This window comes from Mesorhizobium sp. M1A.T.Ca.IN.004.03.1.1 (assembly GCF_003997555.1).
GTDB lineage: Bacteria > Pseudomonadota > Alphaproteobacteria > Rhizobiales > Rhizobiaceae > Mesorhizobium.
This window is the reverse complement of the sequence record NZ_RZTV01000004.1, coordinates 15,820-37,284: the sequence shown is the minus strand read 5'-3', so window position 1 is coordinate 37,284 and position 21,465 is coordinate 15,820. Positions and strand designations below refer to the sequence as shown.

At 64.1% G+C, this 21,465-nt stretch carries 15 protein-coding genes; 4 read left to right on the top strand and 11 right to left on the bottom strand.

Annotated features, from left to right (window positions below; translation table 11 throughout):
• Both EOD29_RS14075 and EOD29_RS14070 read right to left on the bottom strand, forming a co-directional pair.
• Positions 1–1,224, bottom strand: coding sequence for an amidohydrolase/deacetylase family metallohydrolase (locus EOD29_RS14075; protein WP_127247026.1), 1,224 nt, complete (start codon positions 1,222–1,224; stop codon positions 1–3).
• A 29-nt stretch (positions 1,225–1,253) separates the two neighbouring features.
• A complete protein-coding gene (locus EOD29_RS14070) occupies positions 1,254–1,619 on the bottom strand; it encodes a RidA family protein (RefSeq protein ID WP_067318812.1) in 366 nt (121 codons plus the stop codon).
• A 200-nt stretch (positions 1,620–1,819) separates the two neighbouring features.
• Here EOD29_RS14070 and EOD29_RS14065 point away from each other — a divergent pair, with 200 nt between their 5' ends.
• Complete coding sequence (locus EOD29_RS14065) at positions 1,820–2,305, top strand: hypothetical protein (protein ID WP_095823478.1); 486 nt, start codon at positions 1,820–1,822, stop codon at positions 2,303–2,305.
• Between the two features lie 96 nt (positions 2,306–2,401).
• Here EOD29_RS14065 and EOD29_RS14060 read toward each other — a convergent pair whose 3' ends face one another.
• Entirely contained in the window at positions 2,402–2,656 is a 255-nt protein-coding gene (locus EOD29_RS14060) for a hypothetical protein (RefSeq protein WP_067318808.1), read from the bottom strand.
• 208 nt (positions 2,657–2,864) lie between these two features.
• On the opposite strand from EOD29_RS14060, the gene EOD29_RS14055 reads away from it, so the two are divergent.
• From EOD29_RS14055 to EOD29_RS14045, 3 genes are all read left to right on the top strand, one after another.
• On the top strand, positions 2,865–4,364 hold the full coding sequence (locus EOD29_RS14055; RefSeq protein WP_127247025.1) for an ATP-binding protein: 1,500 nt from the start codon (positions 2,865–2,867) through the stop codon (positions 4,362–4,364).
• A gap of 140 nt (positions 4,365–4,504) precedes the next feature.
• Positions 4,505–10,228: a HAMP domain-containing protein gene (locus EOD29_RS14050; RefSeq protein WP_245475344.1), complete on the top strand. Its 5,724-nt coding sequence runs from the start codon at positions 4,505–4,507 to the stop codon at positions 10,226–10,228.
• A gap of 23 nt (positions 10,229–10,251) precedes the next feature.
• Positions 10,252–12,321, top strand: coding sequence for a response regulator (locus EOD29_RS14045; protein ID WP_127247023.1), 2,070 nt, complete (start codon positions 10,252–10,254; stop codon positions 12,319–12,321).
• 9 nt (positions 12,322–12,330) lie between these two features.
• On the opposite strand, the gene EOD29_RS14040 is transcribed toward EOD29_RS14045, so the two are convergent.
• From EOD29_RS14040 to EOD29_RS14005, 8 genes are all read right to left on the bottom strand, one after another.
• Positions 12,331–13,317, bottom strand: coding sequence for an ABC transporter permease (locus EOD29_RS14040; RefSeq protein ID WP_127247022.1), 987 nt, complete (start codon positions 13,315–13,317; stop codon positions 12,331–12,333).
• The gene (locus EOD29_RS14035; protein ID WP_067003944.1) at positions 13,314–14,300 is read right to left on the bottom strand and encodes an ABC transporter permease; all 987 of its coding nucleotides are present in this window, start codon (positions 14,298–14,300) and stop codon (positions 13,314–13,316) included. Before EOD29_RS14035 ends, EOD29_RS14040 begins: the two co-directional genes overlap by 4 nt.
• Entirely contained in the window at positions 14,297–15,844 is a 1,548-nt protein-coding gene (locus EOD29_RS14030) for a sugar ABC transporter ATP-binding protein (protein ID WP_127247248.1), read from the bottom strand. The genes EOD29_RS14035 and EOD29_RS14030 overlap by 4 nt, the downstream gene beginning before the upstream one ends.
• A gap of 154 nt (positions 15,845–15,998) precedes the next feature.
• A complete protein-coding gene (locus tag EOD29_RS14025; RefSeq protein WP_067003942.1) occupies positions 15,999–17,033 on the bottom strand; it encodes an ABC transporter substrate-binding protein in 1,035 nt (344 codons plus the stop codon).
• 69 nt (positions 17,034–17,102) lie between these two features.
• The gene (locus EOD29_RS14020; protein ID WP_127247021.1) at positions 17,103–18,017 is read right to left on the bottom strand and encodes a sugar phosphate isomerase/epimerase; all 915 of its coding nucleotides are present in this window, start codon (positions 18,015–18,017) and stop codon (positions 17,103–17,105) included.
• Between the two features lie 18 nt (positions 18,018–18,035).
• The gene (locus EOD29_RS14015; protein ID WP_245475343.1) at positions 18,036–19,571 is read right to left on the bottom strand and encodes a mannitol dehydrogenase family protein; all 1,536 of its coding nucleotides are present in this window, start codon (positions 19,569–19,571) and stop codon (positions 18,036–18,038) included.
• Complete coding sequence (locus tag EOD29_RS14010; protein WP_095823471.1) at positions 19,568–20,350, bottom strand: SDR family oxidoreductase; 783 nt, start codon at positions 20,348–20,350, stop codon at positions 19,568–19,570. The genes EOD29_RS14015 and EOD29_RS14010 overlap by 4 nt, the downstream gene beginning before the upstream one ends.
• A 71-nt stretch (positions 20,351–20,421) precedes the next feature.
• Positions 20,422–21,309: a MurR/RpiR family transcriptional regulator gene (locus EOD29_RS14005; RefSeq protein WP_095800653.1), complete on the bottom strand. Its 888-nt coding sequence runs from the start codon at positions 21,307–21,309 to the stop codon at positions 20,422–20,424.
• Between the last annotated feature and the right edge of the window lie 156 nt (positions 21,310–21,465).

The window sequence follows — 21,465 nt, the reverse complement described above, 5'->3', positions numbered from 1 at the left end:
TCAGCGCCCGAAGTGCCTGGCCGCAACCTCGACATGCGTGTGGTGCGCATGGGCCTCGAAGCGCTCGGTCTCATTGTGGTCGGGCGTCTCGTTCCGCCACCATTTGCCGCCAATGACGATGCCATTCGAGACCAGCCGCTGGTCCGCAATAAGTGACGCACCGACCGCGTCGACAAAGGTGAAGCGGCCGGGCTGCAGCCTCAGCACCGCGACATCGCCGATGCCGCCGACTTTAAGCGCCCCGAGCTCGGGCCTGGCGATCGCTTCGGCCGGGCGCTGCGTTGCGGCGCGCACGACCTCGACCAGCGGCATGCCGAGCGCCATGAGCTTCGACATGCAGACGAGAATATCGAAGGCAGGGCCGTCGACGCAGTAGAGATGCACATCGCTCGAGATGACGTCCGGCGCCAGCCCTTCCGCCAGCATCGCCTTCGCCACCTCGAAGTCGAAGGAGCCCATGCCGTGGCCGATGTCGAAGATGACGCCGCGCTCGCGCGCCTGCCGCATATCCGGCCGCACCGCGCCCGAAGCGAAGACCGGCGCGTTGGGGAACGGCCGGAAGCAGTGAGTGAGGATGTCGCCGCGGCGGAGCCTGGGCAGCACTTCCCAGCGGCCGGGCGGCGGCTCGTCGATGTGCGCCATCAGCGGCAGGCCGGCTCGGTCTGCGGCTTCGAGCGCGAGGTCGACCGGCGCGATGCCGCTGGTGCCGCCGGCATGCTTCCCGGAACGGACTTTTACGCCGACGACGACGGCGGCGTTCTCGCGCACCGCGGCCACCGTCTCGCGCGGCTCGCAGAGCCTGAGATCGCTGCATTCGCCGACGGATATGGTCTCGGCGAAGCCGAATATGCCGGCAAACGAGATGTTGACGTAGGCAAGGATGCGGACCTTCGAACGCTCGATGACATGGCGGCGAAACCCCAGGAAATTGCCGGCGCCGGCGCTGCCGGCATCGATGAAGGTGGTGGTGCCGCTCTTGGCGGCGAGACGGTCAGCGTCGACGCCGAGCGAGGTGCCGCCCCAGTAGACGTGGCTGTGCAGATCGACGAGGCCGGGGGTGACGATGCAGCCCCCGGCGTCGACCACCTCATCGGCGGTCTCGCTATCGATAGTCGCTTCGATGGCGGCGATTCGGCCATCGGCGACAGCGATGTCGCGCGGCGCATCCAACCCGGAAGCCGGGTCGATCACACGGCCGCCCTTGATCAACAGATCGAACTGCATTCCGCGCCTCCGTTGCTGTCTGGCCGCGATCAGACCGGCCGGTAGGCGACGGCCTCGATCTCGATCTTGATGTCGATCATCAGGCGCGACTCGACGGTGGTACGCGCCGGCGGGTCGTTCGGGAAGTGCCTGGCATAGACCGTATTGAAGGCGCCGAAATCGCGGGCGTCCTCGAGCCAGACGGTGGTCTTCACCACGTCGTCCATGGTGCATCCGGCCAGCGCCAGCGCAGCCTTGACGTTTTGCAGCACCTGCTCGGCTTGGTCAGTTATGCCGCCCTTGACTACCAGGCCGTCGCTGCCCACCGGCACCTGGCCGGAGACATAGACGAAATCGCCGGCGCGGACGGCAGGCGAGAGCGGGACATGCGACTTTCCGAAGCACTGCTTGGGCAAATGAATCTCCTGTTGTCGAGCGTAAGGACCGTTCTTGCAGCCGTCTACGCTTGTAGAGGTGATCCTCCAAGAGGCAATGTCGGAAAGCAACATTTTTTCGGAAATTCGTGTTGCTTTATTACAAATCGTGAGCATCCTGCACCCCGAATCCTGAGATGCGACCGGTGGGTTGCTGATCGAACGCAAGGGGAAGAACCAACATGACCTTTGACAAGAACCCGTTTCCGGAAGGCGATGCCGATCGCCATGCGCTGTGGGAAATGCTGGTGCGGCGCGACATCGACGCCTTCCTCGGCCAGGATTGGTCGTTGGTCGAGGACGACTTCATCGCCGAGAGCTTCTTCGGCATGCATGCGCATTTCCTGCCCAATGCCGACGCCTGGCGGCTGCAGTTTCCCAAGCTGGAAATCTATCGCGACGAATGGCTGCGGCAGGCCAAGGAAACAGCCGCGACGGAATTCGCCGAGCCGCTACGCGAGGCGATTTTCCGCGTCACCAATCTGCGCGACATCGACGTCGACGGCGATCGTGCTGTGCTGCACAAGAAGTTCGACGGCTCGATCGCCAAGGCCGACGGCAGCGTCGACCGCCTGAAATGGCAGACGCTCTACTTCTGCCGCAAGGTCGGCGGGCGCTGGAAGATCACCGGCTTCGTCGGTTATATGCCGCATCCGCTGGGAAGCTAATGCATGTCGCCCGGACGTGCGCGCGTTCTGGGACACCGACATGCCCCAAACAAGGATTTACAGCGCCTCGCCTAATCCTTTTCAGCGCAACGAGGTTTAGGACAGGCGCGGCAACCGCTCGTCGGGCGAGCGGTGATCGAAGACGACGCCCATGGTCTTACCAACAGCGGCCATGACGATCAGTTCGACCAGATGGTCGTCGCTGTCTCCGCAGGCGGGGTCCGATTGGCGGATGGCATCGAGCATTGCCCGGGTCGAAACAGTGTCGCCGGCGCGAAATTTCGAAAGAGCAGACGAAACAATGTCTTGCACCGTCAGGTCTATGACGGGCACTTCCGCAGCGACGTTCATAAGCCTCCTCCTGCCATGAACCCCTCCCTCAAGGGATGATACGCTGATCGGGGGATTGCGCCAGCGAAATGGTGGTCGGACCAGTTCAGCTGGCGATGGCCTGCCGTTAAGTGTGGAACATCGCGCCGAGCCCTTGGCCCCATGCTCGACGCCCCGCGCGCCGGTTGCTAAGTCCCTCCCGCGCAGGGAGACTATCCGAGTCGAGAATATGACGGTTGCGATCGAGATGGGGCAGACGTCGGCAGGCGCGCCGGCGGCCCTCGACCTTGAGGAGCTGCTGGCGACCCGCCTGCTGGTGCAGGGCAATTCGGGCTCGGGCAAGTCGCATCTGCTGCGCCGGCTGCTGGAGCAGAGCGCGCCCTGGGTGCAGCAGACCATCATCGATCCCGAAGGCGACTTCGTCTCGCTCGGTGAGCGCTACGGCCATCTTGTGATCGACGCCGAGGATCATACCGAGCGCGGCCTGCAGGCGGCCGGCGAGCGAGCGCGCATCCACCGCGTCTCGACGGTGCTAAACCTCGAAGGGCTCGATGCCGAGAACCAAATGCGGCGCGCCGCAGCCTTCCTTGGCGGGCTGTTCGAGGTCGCGCGCGACCATTGGTATCCGATGCTGGTGGTGGTGGACGAGGCGCAGCTCTTCGCGCCGGCTGCTGCAGGCGAGGTCTCGGATGAGGCGCGCAAGCTTTCGCTCGGCGCCATGACCAATCTGATGTGCCGCGGCCGCAAACGCGGGCTTGCCGGCATCATCGCCACGCAACGGCTGGCGAAGCTCGCCAAGAACGTCGCGGCGGAGGCCTCCAACTTCCTGATGGGCCGCACCTTTCTGGACATCGACATGGCGCGCGCCGCCGACCTGCTCGGCATGGAGCGGCGGCAGGCGGAAGCCTTCCGCGATCTCGAGCGCGGGCATTTCATGGCGCTCGGTCCGGCGCTGTCGCGCCGCCCGCTCAGCGTGCGGATCGGATCGACGGAGACGAGCCCGCGCAACGGCACGCCGCGGCTGATGCCGCTGCCCGAAGCGACGCTCGAAGATGCGCGCGCCATCATCCTCGCGGCACCGCCGCCGGAGACGGTCCGGCCGCACCGCCGGCCTTCGCCCGACCTGCTCGATCAATTGATGGCGGCCAAGGCCGCGCCGCTCGACATCCGCCCCGAGCCGGCCGAGCCGCAGCCGAGCGCCGAGGACCTCGCCGAGCGGCGCGAGCGGATGGACCGTATCCTGCGCGCCATCTTGGCTGAGCCCGATGCCGGATTCCGCGTCATCGGCGTGCTCTATCAGGAGTTCGTGGTCCGCTGCCGAATCGAAGGACTCGCTTCGGTGGTGCCCGACCTTTCGGAATTCCGACGCATGCTGACGCGCGCCCGCGCCGGCGTCGGCTCGGACATCGCCGAGGACGACGCGTGGCGCGACGTCTCCGTGCGCGCATCGCTTCTGCCGGAGGACATGCAGGGCGTGTTCATGATGATCGCGAGGGCGGCGAAGGAAGGCTGGCCCTGCCCGAGCGACGCGGCGATCGCCCGCGCTTATGGCTCGCATTCGCTGCGTCGCGCCCGGCGCCTGCTCGATTACATCGAGGAGCAGGGGCTGATCGTCTGCCAGATCGACGGTGCTGGCCGCCGCACGGTGACGCTGGTCGAGCTCGCCTGGGCAACGGCCCCGGGCGATCCGAATGCCGGAGAAGAAGAGCCGGGCAGTTCGGCTGCATAAGAATCCGGCCTGAGCGTCTCTACGGCAAGCTTCGCCACATCTGATTAACCACCTGTTCAAACAGGCACGGAACCAAACAGGCCGCGATGCGTTTTGGCCCTCGGCTTAATATAGCTGTCGGGGCAGGCGCGGAGGGGAGTGTGGGCGTTTCTCGTTCGTCAAAGGAACAATTCGATTCCCGTCAGATTCTCAACGCCCTCAAAGCCTTTCGAAACGGTGACTTCTCCGTCCGCATCGAGAATTCTTATGAAGGGTTGAACGGCGAGATCGCCGACACATTCAACCAGATCGTCGAGTTGAACGACCAGATGGCGCGAGAATTTGCGCGGCTGAGTAGGGTCGTCGGCAAGGACGGCCGCATCGGCGAACGCGGCCATGTGAGGAACGCCAAAGGCAGCTGGGAATCGAGCGTCCGTTCGGTCAACGACCTGATCGAGGACATGGTGCAGCCCACCGCGGAAGTTGCCCGCGTCATCGGCGCCGTCGCCAAGGGCGATCTGTCCCAATCCATGATGGTGGAAATTGACGGCAGGCCGCTTCGTGGCGAATTCCTGCGCATCGGTAAAATCGTCAACACCATGGTTGAGCAGCTCGCCTCCTTCACGTCGGAGGTGACGCGTGTGGCGCGCGAGGTCGGCACCGAAGGCAAGCTGGGCGGTCAGGCACGCGTCAGGGGGGCGGCGGGCACGTGGAAGGACCTGACCGACAATGTCAACGCGATGGCGACCAACCTGACCAGCCAGGTGCGCAACATTGCGGAGGTGACCACGGCTGTCGCATCTGGCGACTTGTCGAAGAAGATCACCGTCGACGTGAAGGGCGAGATCCTCGAACTGAAGAACACCATCAACACGATGGTGGACCAGCTCAACTCCTTCGCCTCGGAGGTGACCCGCGTCGCGCGTGAGGTCGGCACCGAGGGCAAACTCGGAGGCCAGGCCCGTGTCGAGGGCGTTGGCGGTACTTGGAAGGACCTAACCGACAGCGTCAACCTGATGGCCGCCAACTTGACCGGCCAGGTGCGCAACATCGCCGATGTGACGACGGCGGTGGCTTTGGGCGACCTTTCCAAGAAGATTACGGTCGACGTGAAAGGCGAAATCCTGGAACTGAAATCGACCATCAACACCATGGTCGATCAGCTCAACTCATTTGCCGGCGAGGTGACTCGCGTGGCGCGCGAGGTCGGCACGGAAGGCAAGCTCGGCGGCCAAGCACAGGTGCGCGGTGTCGCCGGCACCTGGAAGGACCTGACCGACAACGTCAATTCCATGGCGGCGAATCTTACCGGTCAAGTGCGCAACATCGCCGAAGTGACTACCGCGGTGGCACTGGGTGACCTCTCGAAGAAGATCACGGTCGATGTGAAAGGCGAGATCCTGGAGCTGAAGAACACCATCAACACGATGGTGGACCAGCTGAACTCCTTCGCCTCGGAAGTCACACGCGTGGCACGCGAAGTCGGCACCGAGGGCAAGCTGGGCGGCCAAGCTGAAGTCCGCGGAGTCGGCGGCACGTGGAAGGACCTGACGGACAACGTCAACCTGATGGCCGCCAATCTGACCGGGCAGGTGCGCAATATCGCCGATGTTACCACGGCCGTTGCCAGGGGCGACCTTTCGAAAAAGATCACCGTCGATGTGAAGGGCGAAATCCTCGAACTGAAGAACACCGTCAACACCATGGTGGACCAGCTCAATTCCTTCGCGTCGGAGGTCACCCGCGTGGCGCGCGAAGTGGGCTCGGAAGGCAAATTGGGAGGTCAGGCGCACGTCGAGGGCGTCGGCGGCACCTGGAAGGATCTGACCGACAATGTCAACGCGATGGCCGGCAATTTGACCGTGCAATTGCGCGACGTCTCCAAAGTCGCGACCGCAATCGCCACCGGCGACCTGACCCAGAAGATCACCGTCGACGCCTTGGGCGAAATCCTGCAGATCAAGGACGTCATCAATACGATGGTGGACCAGTTGAACTCGTTCGCCTCGGAGGTGACGCGCGTCGCCCGCGAAGTGGGTTCCGACGGCAAGCTCGGCGGACAGGCGCAGGTACGCGGCGTCGCAGGCACCTGGAAGGACCTCACCGACAACGTCAACGCCATGGCCGCCAATCTCACTGGCCAAGTGCGCAACATTGCGGAGGTGACGACGGCCGTCGCACTCGGCGATCTTTCGAAAAAGATCACGGTCGATGTGCGCGGTGAAATCCTGGAGCTCAAGGACACCATCAACACAATGGTGGACCAATTGAACTCCTTTGCCTCGGAAGTGACGCGCGTGGCTCGCGAGGTCGGCACCGAAGGCAAGCTCGGCGGTCAGGCACAGGTGCGCGGCGTCGCCGGCACCTGGAAGGACCTGACCGACAACGTCAACTCGATGGCCGAGAACCTCACCGGTCAGGTTCGCAACATCGCCGAAGTTACTACAGCGGTGGCGCGAGGCGACTTGTCGAAGAAGATCACTGTCGACGTGAAGGGCGAGATCCTGGAGCTGAAGTCGACCATCAACACCATGGTCGACCAGCTCAACTCGTTCGCCGGCGAGGTGACGCGCGTGGCGCGCGAAGTCGGCACCGAAGGCAAGCTCGGCGGTCAGGCTCGGGTGGAGGGTGTGGCCGGTACCTGGAAGGACTTGACCGACAACGTCAATCTGATGGCGACCAATCTGACCAACCAGGTGCGCGGCATTGCAGACGTCGTCACCGCGGTTGCCCAGGGCAATTTGAAGCGCAAGCTTGCGGTCGATGCCAAGGGCGAGATTGCTTCGTTGGCGGACACGATCAACGGCATGATCGAGACGCTGGCGATCTTCGCGGATCAGGTGACCAACGTGGCTCGCGAGGTCGGCATCGAGGGCAAGCTCGGCGGCCAGGCCAGGGTGCCGGGCGCCGCCGGCCTGTGGCGCGACCTGACCGACAACGTCAATCAGTTGGCGGCGAACCTGACGACCCAGGTCCGGGCCATCGCCGAAGTGTCGACCGCGGTCACCAAGGGCGACCTCACCCGCTCGATCAGCGTGCAGGCCTCCGGCGAGGTCGCGGCGCTGAAGGACAACATCAACGAGATGATCCGCAACCTCAAGGACCAGACCTTGAAGAATGCCGAGCAGGATTGGCTAAAGACAAATCTCGCCCGTTTCTCGCGCATGCTGCAGGGCGAGCGGGACCTTGCCACGGTTTCGCGGATGATCATTTCCGAGCTCGCGCCGCTGGTGAACGCGCAATACGGCCTGTTCTACGTCACCAATCGCGACGAGGAGGAATCCTATCTGGAATTGGCCGCGTCCTACGCCGCCGAAGGCAAGGCCACCGTCCGCCAACGGGTCGACTTCCGCGAAGGCCTGATCGGGCAGTGCGCCGCCGACAAACGGGCAATCATGCTCGATGACGTCCCATCGAGCTTCCTGCGCATCACCTCCGGCCTGGGCGAGGCCCCGCCGGCGAGCGCCATCGTCCTGCCGGCATTGTTCGAGGACGAGGTCAAGGCGGTTATCGAACTGGCTTCGTTCAGCCGGTTCAGCGATACGCACCGCCTTTTCCTGGAGCAGCTCATGGAATCGGTCGGTATCGTGCTCAACACGATCGCCGCGACCATGCGCACGGAAGGGCTTCTCAAGCAATCGCAGCTTTTGACGTCCGAACTGCAGTCGCGTCAGACCGAGCTCACCAAGAAGCAGGAAGAGCTTCACGCCACCAATGAGGAGCTGCAGGAAAAGGCGCAACTGCTCGAGAATGAAAAGAAGCAGGTGGAAAACAAGAACCTCGAGATCGAGATGGCCAGGCGGGCTCTGGAGGAGAAGGCCGAGCAACTGGCGCTGACCTCCAAATACAAATCCGAATTCCTGGCGAACATGAGTCACGAGCTGAGGACGCCGCTGAATTCGCTGTTGATCCTGTCCAATCTGCTTGCGACCAACCAGCAGGGGAATCTGAACGACAAGCAGATCGATTTCGCGCGTACGATCAACTCGGCAGGTACCGACCTGCTCAGCCTCATCAACGACATACTGGATCTTTCCAAGATCGAGTCCGGCACGGTGTCGATCGAAATCAACGACATGCCGCTCGCACACCTGCGCCAGCATATGGAGCGGACTTTCAGACAGCTTGCGGCTGACAAGGGGCTCGGCTTCACCATCAAGATCGAGCAAGCCCTGCCTGAGACGATCCGCACGGACGAAAAGCGGCTGCAGCAGATCGTGCTCAATCTGCTGTCCAATGCCTTCAAATTCACGTCCAATGGCGAGGTGATGCTGAACATCCATGCCGAGAGAACCGGCCGCAAAAACGGTGCGGCGCCGCCCCGGGCACTGGCGATCGCCGTTACCGATACCGGGATCGGCATTCCGGAAGACAAGCAAAAGCTCATCTTCGAGGCGTTTCAGCAGGCCGACGGCACGACCAGCCGCAAATACGGCGGCACAGGCCTCGGCCTTTCCATCAGCCGGGAAATCGCCCGGCTGCTCGGCGGTGAGCTGCGCGTCGAAAGCGAGCCAGGCAAGGGATCGACCTTCACCCTGGTCATCCCCTTCGACGGCCCGCGCAGCAGCAGCCTGGCGGCGCCGATCGAGCTTTCGCCTGCCGACGTCACCGCGGCGGGCGTCCAGCCAGCAGACAGCTCGGGTACCCCAGAACTTGCGGACGATCGTGACTCGATCAACCCCTCGGACAGGGTGGTGCTTATTGTCGAGGACGACCCGACTTTCGGAGGGCTGCTGCTCGGTCTTGCTCGATCCGCCGGACTGAAGGGGGTGCTTTCAACGGCCGGCTCCGGCACGCTGGCACTGACCCGCAAGCTCATGCCCGATGCGATCACGCTCGATCTCGGCCTTTCAGACATCGACGGCTGGGTGCTTTTCGACCTTCTGCGGCATGACCAGAAGACCAGGAACATTCCGATCCATGTCATCTCCGGCGCCGAAGATCTCGAAGTGCTGACGCGCAGGGGCGCTGCAAGCGTTTCGAGCAAGCCGGTTTCGGCCGGCGAGCTCGCCCGCGTTTTCGAGGAAATCCATTCGCGGAACCTGAGGGTGCAGCGCAACGTGCTGATCGCCGATCCTGACCCCGAGCGCCGCCTGGCCCTGGTGGAAGCCATTCGAGATGGCATCACCTCGGTCACCGCGGTCGGTCGTGTCGCCGCCAACGCGGACGAGCCGGGCGCCGCCGCTTATGACGCGATTGTTTTCGGGTTTGGGCGTTCGGCCAAGGACAACGCCCAGATGCTCGACGAAATCGTGTCTCAGTTCAGCGACGCTCTACCGCGCCTGCTGTTCTTCACGCCGCACCCGGACGCGTTTCTGCAGCAGGTCGCGCTGCATCCGGCACTGGGCGATGTCCCACGTGCCGATAACTTCGGCCAGCTCGGTCTCCTGATCTCGGCGGCACTGCCAAGCGACACGCAGAGCGAACAGATCTTGGCCACCGAGCAGGTCGACAATGCCGATCTCGCCGGCGCCAAGGTTCTGATCGTCGACGACGACATTCGCAACATTTACTCGTTGACCAGCGTGCTGGAGACTTACGACATTGATGTGCAGCATGCCGAACGGGGCCGGGACGGCATCGCGTTGCTCGAAGAAACGCCCGACGTCGACGTCGCCCTGATCGACATCATGATGCCGGAAATGGACGGCTACGAGACCATGCGTCGGATTCGCGCCATGCCGGCGATAGCCCACATCCCCTTGATCGCGGTTACCGCCAAGGCGATGAAAGGCGACCGTCAGAAATGCCTGGACGCCGGCGCATCCGACTACATCGCCAAGCCGGTCGACCTCGATCTGCTGCTTGCGTTGCTGCGGGTTTGGATCGGTCGCGCGCGGGCGCGGGCTGAGCCCTTCGCGCCGGCATTGATGACCGCCATCTGAAAGCGCTCCGGCAGGTAAAAGGAATGGCCGCGATCGAGGCAGAAAGAAGCGAACCGGTCGAAGGATTGCGGGCACGCGTTCTCGCGGTCGATGACGACGAACGCAATCTGCTTGCCATCGCGGAGGTGCTTGGCGAAGTCGGCGAGGTCGTCTGCGCCCAGTCGGGTGAGGAAGCGCTGCGCTTCCTGCTCAAGGAAGATTTCGCCGTCATCCTGCTCGACGTGCTCATGCCGAACCTCGACGGCTACGAGACGGCCACGCTGATCCGCCGGCGTGAACGATCGAAAAACACGCCGATCATCTTCCTTACCGCGATCAGCAAGGAAGAGGCGCATATGCTGCGCGGCTATGACGTCGGCGCTGTCGACTACCTGTTCAAGCCGTTCGACCCGGTGATGCTTCGCTCCAAGGTTATGGTCTTCGTCGATCTTCATGAGAAGACGCGCGAGATCGAGCGAAACGCGGCGCGGGAGCAGCGGCTGCTCGAACAGGCGCTGAAGGCCAAGTCGGACAAACTCGATGCCGAGCGGGCGCTGCGCCATTCGGAAGCAAGGCAGGAGGCTATTCTTGCCTCGCTTCCAATTTGTTTTCATGCCCGCTCGGCTGAGGCGCCTTTCGCCCCAAGCTACGTCTCGAAAGGCGTCGAGCGGCTGACAGGGTTCCCGCCGAGCCGTTTCCTGTCGCATCCGGATTTCGGGCTCAGCCGGGTTCACCCCGACGATCGCGAGGAGGTAACCAGGTCGCTTTCGGCGGCATGCGAGACGGGGTCCTATGGCTGCGAATTTCGCTGGCGGTGCGCCAATGATGAATATCGCATCTTCTTCGATCGGGGCGTGGTTTCCAAAGATGACGCTGGGCTCGAGTTGCTTGGCACCATGCAAGACATAACAGAGCAACGCCGCCTGGAGAGCCAGCTGCTGCAGTCGCAGCGGCTCGATGCGATCGGCAAACTGACCGGCGGACTCGCCCATGACTTCAACAACCTCCTCGCGGCGATCCTTTCCGGCCTAAGCCTGCTCGAGCGACAGCTGACGCTGGACGGCAACGCTACCAAGATCCTCGACATGACACGCCGCTCCGCCGGGCAAGGCAGGGATCTCGTCCAGCGCATGCTCGCTTTTTCGCGACGCCAGGACCTGAAGCCCGTGGCAGTACCCTTGTCGAGCCTTGGGGATACGATGAACGGGTTGGTTGCCCCGGTCCTTGGAGGCCTCGTGCGCTTCAAGTGGCTGGTGAGTGACGACACATGGCCCGTATATGTGGATGCGGCGCAGCTCGAGCTCGCCTTGATGAACCTCATCTTCAATGCGCGAGACGCAATGCCTTCGGGAGGCACGGTTCTCGTCCGAACGAGCAACCGCAGCGTCGGCCATGCGGGCGACGAACTGCCGGCCGGCGACTATGTGGTGGTCGCTGTCGAGGACACCGGGACCGGAATTGCCGGCGACATGATAAGCAAGGTGGTCGAGCCGTTCTTCACAACCAAGCCGATCGGGAAGGGCACGGGGCTGGGTCTCAGCACCGTCTATGGTTTCGCCAAGCAGTCGGGCGGCACGCTCAGGATAGAGAGCGAGGTGGACCGCGGCACCATCATAGAACTGTGGCTGCCCCGATCCAATCAGCCGCAGGATGTCACCGAGGCTATCACTGTTGCCGGGGCAGAGGCTGTCGAGGCTGCCGACGCGGAGCGCGCCACGGCGGTTGGCGAACGATCACTGACCGTTCTGCTCATCGATGACAGCCACTCCTTGAGAGAAATGACGGCCATGTCGCTCAGGCAGTCCGGCTTCGAGGTCGTAGGGGCCTCCGGCGGAGCCGAAGCGCTTGCCGCCATTGAGAGAGAGCCGGATCGATTCGACGTGATCGTCACCGACTTTGCCATGCCCCTTATCTCGGGCATAGACGTGATCCGGTTTGCCCGCAATCTGCGTGCCGGCTGGCCCGCGGTTATGATCACCGGCTATGCGGATGCGGAGAAAATCGTGGAGCGCCCCCTCGATGTCGCGCTCGTCGGCAAGCCGTTCGACGAAAAAGACCTTGTTGTGGCCATACATGCCGCAGCGCGTGGCAAGGTAATCAACGCCTCGGCATAGCTTCCCCTGTTACCTGTCCTCGATGATCCTCAAATAGGCCGCGGTCACGAACAGCACGATGAAGCCGAAGAGGATGCGGCGGCCGCCTTCGGGCATATGCAGGATGGTGAGCAGCGTCGTCAGCACGGTCAGGATCAGCGCGCCGACAATGGTTCCCATATAGCCGCCGCGGCCGCCGAAGATCGAGGTGCCGCCGATGACGGCGGCAGCCACCGAAGGCAGCACCAGCGGCTCGGCGAGCGACAGCGAGGGCGCCTTGATCAGGCCGATATAGAGCAGGCCGGTGATGCCGGCGAGCAGGCTGGAGATGACGTAGAGCGCCGTGATCACCTGCCAGTAGCGGACGCCGGAAAGCCGTGCGGCTCGCTCATTGTCGCCGACGGCGTAGAGCAGGCGGCCGAAGCCTGTACGGTTCAAGGTGAAGACGATCAGCACCGCCACCGGCACGAACAGGAAGAGCGCGTTGGGGAAGCCGTAGGTGAGGCCGGTGCCCAGCCAGTTGAGGAAATCCGGGATCTTGGCGCCGGAGGCGATCACGGTGCGCTGGTAGACCTGCAGGAAGCCGGTGCCGATCAGGCTGGTGCCGAGCGTCATGATCAGCGGATGGACGCGGAAGACGCCGACGCCGACGCCGTTGACGAGGCCGATCAGTACCGCCGGCAGCATGGCGAGGATGAAAGCCACCGTCGGATCCTGGTTGACGATTTGCGTCGCCATGATGAAGGCGCTCATCGTCGCCACTGTGCCGACCGAGAGGTCGATGCCGCCGGTGAGCATCGTCATGGTCTGACAACCCGCGAGGATTGCCAGCGGAATGGCGAACTTGGCGGTGTTGGCGATCCAGCGCTCATTGACGATCCCGGGGCGAAGAACCTGCAGGATCAGCACCAGGATGACGAGCAGGATGATCAGGGGAATGAGCGGCCGGTCCGCCATGAAGCGCTTCAGGCGGCGGCCGGGCGAGACCGGCTGGGGCATGGTCGCGCTGTTCGTCATGGTGTTGCTCCTGCCGGGCGGCCCCGGATGGTGATGAAGGCGCCGAACATCACCACGGCGACCATGATCGCGCCCTCGATGATGGCCGTGACGTTGGGATCGATGGCCAGAAGCGTCAGGTCGGTGCGCACCAGCCTGAGCACGAAGACGGCGATGATCGGCCCGAGCAGCCCACCCTTGCCGCCACCGAGCGCGACGCCGCCCAGCACCACCGCCGCGACGCTGGCCAGCAGATAGGGACCGGGGATCGGGGCGCCGATGCCGGTGCTGATGGTGAGCGACAGCCCGCCAAGTGCTGCGAACAGGCCGGAGAGCGCGTAAGCGACGATCCTGGTGCGGGCCACCGGCACGCCGCTGCGGAAGGCGGCGAGCTCGTTGCTGCCGATGGCGTAGATGGAGAGGCCAAGCCGCGAGCGCCTGAGCGGGATCCAGATGACGAAGAGGCAGACAAGCAGCAGCACCAGCGCCTTCGGGACCCAGGCATCGGCCCAATCCGGCAGGCCGGGGATCGGCATGGTGCCGACGACGGTGGCCTTCAGCCATTCGGCGGCTGCGCCGCCGGGCGCGTCAAGCACCAGAAGCGCCGCGCCTTGCAAAACGAAGAGCGTGGCTAAAGTAACCACGATATCCGGCACTCGGGTCACCACGATCAGGAGGCCGTTCAGCGCGCCGAGCACAAGGCCCATGGCCAGCACGAAGGGCACGACGAAGTACGCATATTCCTCGCTGGCGCCGTTCATCATCGAGGCGGCGGTGACGCTGGTCAGCGCCATCATGGCGGCAACCGAGAGGTCGATGCCGCCGGCGATGACCACCACAGTCTGCGCCGCGACGGCGAAGGCGTAGGGCAGAACCGCCCGCGCCAGCGAGCCGAAGTCGCCGCTGCCGTAGCCCGGCTGGATCAGCTTGGTGACGACGAACAGGAATACGAGCAGGGCGAGCAGGCCGGCGACCCAGCCCTGGCGGCGCAGGAAGCGCATCATGGCGCGGTCTCCGCGTCGGACGTTGGCCTGACATCGGCAAGGATGCCGACATCCGCCCTGGCGCCGCGCGGCAGGCCGTAGGCGGCCCGCATCAGAGCCGGCTCGTCGGCGAGCTCGACCGGGAAGGTGTCGACGACACGGCCGCCGAAGATGACGATGACGCGGTCGCAGACACGCTGCACTTCCTCCAGCTCGGATGTGTAGAAGAGGACTGATTTGCCGAGGCCGGCGAGCTCGCGCAGCAATTTGTAGATTTCCTGCTTGGTGCCGACATCGATGCCGCGCGTCGGGTCGAAGCAGAGGATGGTGCGGGCATCTGCCGCGATCCAGCGGGCAATCGTCACCTTCTGCTGGTTGCCGCCGGAAAGGCGCTGGACCTCGCCCTGCGCGCGGGTGTCGATCTGCAGCCGGGCGATGGCGCTTGAAACGACCATATGCTCCCGGCGCACCTTGATCGGTCCCCATTTGCGCAGCGCAGCGCTGAAAGGCAGCGCGATGTTCTCGCGCACCGAACGCTGCATGGCTAAAGCCTCTGTGCGGTCACCCGGCACGTAGGCGAGGCCGGCCTGGATGGCATCGCTCGGATGGAAGAACTTCACCGGCGCGCCATCGACGGCGATCGTGCCGCCGGCCGGGCGGATCGAGCCGGCAAGGGCGGCGAAGAGCTCGTCCTGGCCCTGGCCCTCGAGCGCGACGACGCCGGCCACCTCGCCATTGGCGAGATCGAAAGAGACGTCATGCAGCTTCGTGCCGAGCTGCAGGTTGCGGACCGAAAGCCGAGGGTGGCTGTCCTTCACGACCGGCGCTTCGCTTGCCGTGCGCGCCGCGGCGACGCTGGTCTTCTCGATACGGGCGCCAAGCATCATCTCGACGATCTTTTCCTCGACGCCGGGCTCGATGTCGACGACGCCGACGGTTGCGCCGTCGCGCAGCACTGTGGCTCGGTCGCACAGCGCCGAGATCTCGACGAAACGGTGCGAGATGAAGATGACCGAGCGGCCGCTGTCGCCCTGGCGGCGCACGACTTCCAGCACTTTTTCGGCAAGGTTGGCGGGCAGCGCGGCCGTCATCTCGTCGAGCAGCAGAACGTCGGGCTCGGCGGCGAGCGCGCGCGCTAGGTCGAGCACACGCAGGACGGCCAGCGGAATGTCGCGCGCGGTCTCGCGTATGTCGAGGTTCGGAATGCCGAGCTCGCGCACCCAGGCGCGGAACGGCTCGACCGGCGTGCCAGTGAGCCTGAGATTGGAAAGCACATCGAGGTCAGGGATCAGCGCCGGTTCCTGGTAGACCGGCAGCAGGCCGGCGCGACGCGCGGCGGCCGGAGAGCGGACATCGCGAGCTTCGCCGCGGATCAGGATGCGGCCGGCATCCGCCGGGATCGCACCGGTCAGGATCTTAACAAGGGTCGACTTGCCGGCGCCGTTGGCGCCCATCAGCGCATGCACTTCGCCCGGCAGCACCGATAATGATGCGTCACGCAGCGCCGAAACCGCGCCGTAATTCTTCGCCACGCCGGTGGCGTCCAGCAATGTATTGTTCGGCAATTCGTTCGTCGTCAAAACCAGCGTTCTCGCATCAAGCGCCAAGGACGGCAGGTTCGCACCTGCCGTCCCGGCGACCTTATCTGCCGCAGTTCCTTATCGCAAAAACCGTAGGATGCTTTTTGCGAAATCTGCGGAGTTGAAGTCGCTCAGGCGACTATTCGCCCGGACCCTTGCAGGCGACGATCTGCTCCTTGGTGTAGGTGGTCCAGTCCGGGATAGAGATCGAGACCGGCCATTCGGGGCTGAGCGAAGGATCGGCGGCCGCCTTCAGCTTGGCCTTGCCTTCCTCCGTGACATTTTCCCAGAGCTGCGGCTCGACCAGAACGGTTTGCTGCGCCGGCTTCTTGCCGTCGAGGATCTGCAGTGCGAGCGTAACGCCGGCGCCGCCGATCGAGCCGGGATTGGTGACGGCAGCGCCGACCAGACCCTTAACCGTGTTCAACTGACCGACGAAGCCGGCATTGTCGGCGCCGACAACCGGCACCATCGGCGCCTGCTGCTCGACCAGAGCGTCGACGATGACGTTGTCGATGCCGGAGGTCCAAATGCCGTTGATCGGCGTTCCGGTGGCGAGGAAGGACAGGATCTGCTGCTTGGCCTGGTCCTGCTGCCAGCCGGTGAAGACTTCCTGCGCGACCTTCACGTCGGGGAATTCGGCCAGCGCCTTCTTGAAGCCCTTGTCGCGGTCGCTGTCGGCGGAAGCACCGGCGGCGCCGCGCATGTACAGCACCTCGCCCTTGCCGCCCATCTGCTGGAACAGCCACTTGGCGCCGAGATAGGCATACTGTTCCTGGTTGTTGGAGATGATGTATGCGGACGGCTCGGTCACCGCCTGGTCGACAGCGACGACGACGATACCCGCCTTGGTGGCTTCCTCCAGACCGGCCTTGATGCCGGCCGGATCGGCCGGGTTGACGACGATGGCGTTTACCTTGGCGCTGATCAGATTGCGGATGTCCTCGAGCTGGCCGGCGGCGTCGGTGTTGCGGTGGGCGATGTTGAGCTTCGCCACTTCGCCGGAGGCGAGCGCCTGGGCCTTCATGGCGCAGATCATTTCCTCACGCCAGCCATTGCCCTGCACGGTGTTGGAGATGCCGATCGTGTATTTGCCTTCGGCGGACGACACGCCCACCGAGGCAAGCAAGGCAGCGCCGGCAAGCAGCGGGGCCATCGTCAGGTATTTCTTCATTTCAGTACTCCTCCACATTGATTTCAGTTCCTGGGCTCCGAAGCGATCGAAGCCTAGCCGTTTGTCCCCTCATTTGACGAAGGGGCGCAGCACGTCGCGAGCCAGCAGAAAACCGCGCTTGACCTTCTCGTCGCTTCCCTCGAACCGGCGGTCCTCATGCTCGATGACCACCGGCCCGTCATATCCAGCCCGGTAAAGGCCCGAAAAGATGCTGCTCCAGGTGATGTCGCCAAGCCCCGGCATGCGTGGCACCTGCCAGCCTATGCCTGCGGAAAGGATCCCGCGCTCATACAAACCATCATGATCGATCATCAGGTCCTTGGCATGCACATGCAGCATGTGCGGGCCGAACTCGCGGATGAAGCGTTCCTTGTCGATCATCTGCCAGACGAGATGCGAGGGGTCGAAATTCATGCCGACGTCGCCGCCCCAGGCCTCGAGAATCCGGCGCCAGACATAGGGCGAATAGGCGATGTTGTGTCCGCCCGGCCATTCGTCATAGCTGAAGATCATCGGGCAGTTCTCGAAGGCGAGCTTGACGCCGAGCTCGCGCGCGTGGGCGATGATCGCGGGCCAGATTTTCTGCGCGGCCTGCCAGTTGTCGTCGACAGTCTTCGAGGCGTCGCCGCCGCAGAAGGTGTTGACGAGCGAGACACCGATTCGGCTTGCCAGCACGATCACCTTCTTCAGGTGATCGATCACCGCATCGCGATGCGCCTGATCGGGATGCAACGGATTGGGATAGAAACCGAGACCGGAGATCGTCAGGCCCTTGCCGGCGAGCTCGGCCGCAATGTCCTTGGCTTGCGCGGGGGATGTGCCGGCGGCGTCGATATGGCTGGTGCCGGCATAGCGGCGGCTGGCGCCCGAAGTCTTCGGCCAGCAGGCGATCTCGAGCGCTTCGAAGCCGGCCGAGTTCGCCCAGTCGGCGACATCGCCGAGGGCAATATCCGGAAATGGTGCCGTGAGCAGTCCAAGCTTCATGATGCCTCCCGCTTCGTACTATGCAGATCGTGCTGGTCGCTTCAACCGTGCATCTGTTGGGTCAGTGCACACATGTCTGACAAAGGCCATCGGATCATCTGACAGCAAACGATCGAGGCTGGTGACGACATTTGCATGGAACACGTCGCTGGCAGCAAGTGACGGATGGAAGATGGCTTCGATGGCAAGGATTGCATTGGCAAGCGCCTTGCTGTCCGAACCAACGCGGTCGGCGATGGCCGCAATCTTTTCGGCAAAAGGATCGGAGACCTGCCAGGTGCGGCCGAAGCGCGGCGATGCCTTGATCAGATAGGCCATCCAGCCCGCGATCGGAACCGACAGCAGCGCGATGCTTTGGCCCTTAGCCAGGCGATCACTGACCGGGTTGAGCAGGCGCTGGACGATCTTCTGCGAGCCGTCGGTAGCAATCTGGTGATTGCGGTGGCGGATCGCCGTGTTGGCGAGGCGCGAAAGGCTTTGCTCGACATAGGCCGACGGCGAGATGCCGGGCACGGGCATCAGCGTCGGCAGCGTCTCTTCCGTCAGCATGCGGCGGACGAAGGTGGCAAGCAACGGGTCGGCCATGGCGTCCGATGTGTGCTCGAAGCTGCCCAAAACGCCAAGATAGCTGAGCGTCGTCTGGGCGCCGTTCAGCACCCGCATCTTGAGATGCTCGAACGGCGTGACGTCGTCTACGAAAGCGGCGCCGATGCGGTCCCAGCGCGGCACGCGGCCGGCGAAGCGGTTCTCGATCACCCATTGCCGAAAGCGCTCGCCGACGACGACGGCGCTGTCGCGATAGCCGAAGCGCTGCTCGACCGTCTCGATATCGTCCTCGGTCGTTGCCGGCGCGATGCGGTCGACCATAGCCGAGGGGAAGGCGACATTGGCGGCGATCCAGTCCGCCAAGCCGTTGCCGCACCGCTCGGCGAATGTCCGCACGACATTGCCGAGGATAGTGCCGTTGGCCGGGATATTGTCGCAGGAAAGCAGCGTCACCGGGCGGCCATGCGAGCCCATGCGCAGCTCAAGCGCTCGTGCCAGGATGCCGGGCACGCTGCGCGGGGCCTCGGGGTTGGCGAGGTCGCGGACAATGTCGGGATGGTCTAGGTCGAGCGCGCCGCTCGACGGGATGTGGCAATAGCCCTTTTCGGTCACCGTCATCGTGACCATCTCGATATCGGGCGAGGCGAGCACCTCGAGTGCGGGCGCGGCGCTGTGCTGGCTGTCGACCACACGGGCGATGCTGCCGATGACGCGGGCCTCGACCTCGTTGTTCTGACGGATGAGCCGCGTATAGAGGCCGTCCTGCCGGCCGAGCGTCGCGGCAAGCACGGGAGGCCGGATGTTGATGCCGACCAGTCCCCAGCGGTCGAAATCATCCGCCAGGAGGTCATCGGTGTATTCGGCCTGGTGGCAGCGGTGAAAGGCGCCGACGCCGATATGGGCAATGCCCGGCTGCAGCGCCGAGCGAGCGTAAGCCGGTTTGCGGACTTCAGGCGGCAGGCCGCCGAGCAGGGCGGGGCCGAGATTGGCGGAGGGTGAGATGCTCACCGGTTCGCTCCGATCACCCATTGCTCCTGGTCGATCAGCGCGCCGGTCATCGGCCCGGCCGCGTCGGAAAGCAGGAAGACGGCGAGGTTCGCTACGTCGGTAACGGAGAGTAGCCGGCCGAAGGGCTGCGCGGCATTGGCCGCGTCTAGCCAGCCCGGGCCGTGGCCGAGCGTTTCGGCCTGCATGACGCGTTCGGCGGGCGTGTCGGTCCAGCCGACATTGATGCCGTTGACGCGGATGCGATCGAAGCGGTGCGCGTTGGCGGCATTCTTGGTCAGCGTCGCCAGGGCGCCCTTGGTGGCGGAATAGACGGCGAGATCCGGCGCGCCGCAATGCGCATTGATCGACAGGATGTTGACGACGGCGCCGCCTTGTCCGCGCTTTTTCATGTCGGCGATCGCCGCCTGCATCAGGAAGAAAGGCGCACGCGCATTGACGGCGAACAATGATGTCCAGTCGTCGAGGCCGGCATCGACGAAGGAGGCCCGGTCGGTCAGAGCCCCTGCATTGACCAGCCCGTCGATGCGGCCGAAGCGCTCGGTGCATGCGGCGGCGAGCAGGGCCGGAGTCTCCGGGACGCCGAGGTCGGCTGCCAGGAAAGCGGACGGCGCCCCGATCGCCGACAGTTCCGCCGCGACCGCGTCGCCGCGCTGCCGGTTGCGGCCGGTGATCAGCAAACCTTCGGCGCCGGAACGGGCGGCCGTCCAGGCAATCGCGCGGCCGATGCCTTGGGTCGAACCGGTGATCAACAAGACCTTGCCGTCGAGCCGAACCTCCATTCCTCCTCCCGGAACAAAGTTTCTATTTTCTCGAATATGGAACGACAGTTCCTTGCAGTCAACTGCGCCGATCAGCCTGTCCGCCGCGCGACGACGCCGTGGACCAAAGCCATGCCGACGGCGAGCGAAGCGGCGAGCGAGCGGAAGCCTGCGAAGTCCTGTTCCACCACTTCCAGCCAGGTGTCGGAGAGTTTCACCAGCGGTGAGAAGGTGCTGTCGGTGATGGCGACGATGCGTGCTCCGCGATCATGGGCGAGGGCGACCAGGTCTGGCGTAATCGAGTTGTAAGGGCTGAAGGAAACGGCGAGCACCGCGTCGCGCTGGCTTATGCAGCCGACCTGATCGAGCGCGGTCGAGCCGACATTGTCGACCAACACGTTGCGCACGCCCTGTTGCGACAGCGTCAGCGACAGATAGGTGGTGACCGGGAAAGCGCGCTTGCTGCCGATGACATAGATCAGCTCGGCTCCCGCCAGCAAGTCGGCCATCTTGTCGAAGCTGTCGGTGTCGAAACCATTGCCGATGCGGTTGAGCGAAGCCTGCGAGGCGCCGACCATGCCGTTGAGGAAATGCAAGTCGGCGTGGGGTTCGGCTGCTGCCGGTCCCTTGTTGTCGCGCGTGCGTCCTTCCGGCCAGGAGCCTTTCATGTGGTCCTTGAACAGGCCTTGGAAGTCGGAAAAGCCGGCATAGCCGAAGATCTGCGCGAAGCGTACCAGCGTCGAGGGCTGCACGCCTGCCTGCGCCGCCACCTGGGCGATGGTGCCAAGCGCAACGTCGCTCGGATGCTGCCATAGGAAGATGGCGACCTGGCGCATCCTTTTCGGGAAATGCACGGTGCCGGAGGAGAGCACCGCGCGCAGCTCCTCATAGGTTTGTGGTTTCGTGTGGCCAAGTGCCGCCAGCGAACGGCCGCGTTTCCGGGTAACGCTCTCGCCGGGTGAGGTTCGTGCGCCGCTCATCAGATGGGCCGGATTCGAGCTGTTGTACCTGAGGCGCCCCGAACTTGCGATGAAGATCGCCAATTGTCGACGTTTGGAGAAAGGGGAGAATTCAAAACCTGAAGCGATTGTCTTGCTTCCATCGCCTGGACAAGCCGGCAGGTAGCCATGCGACGC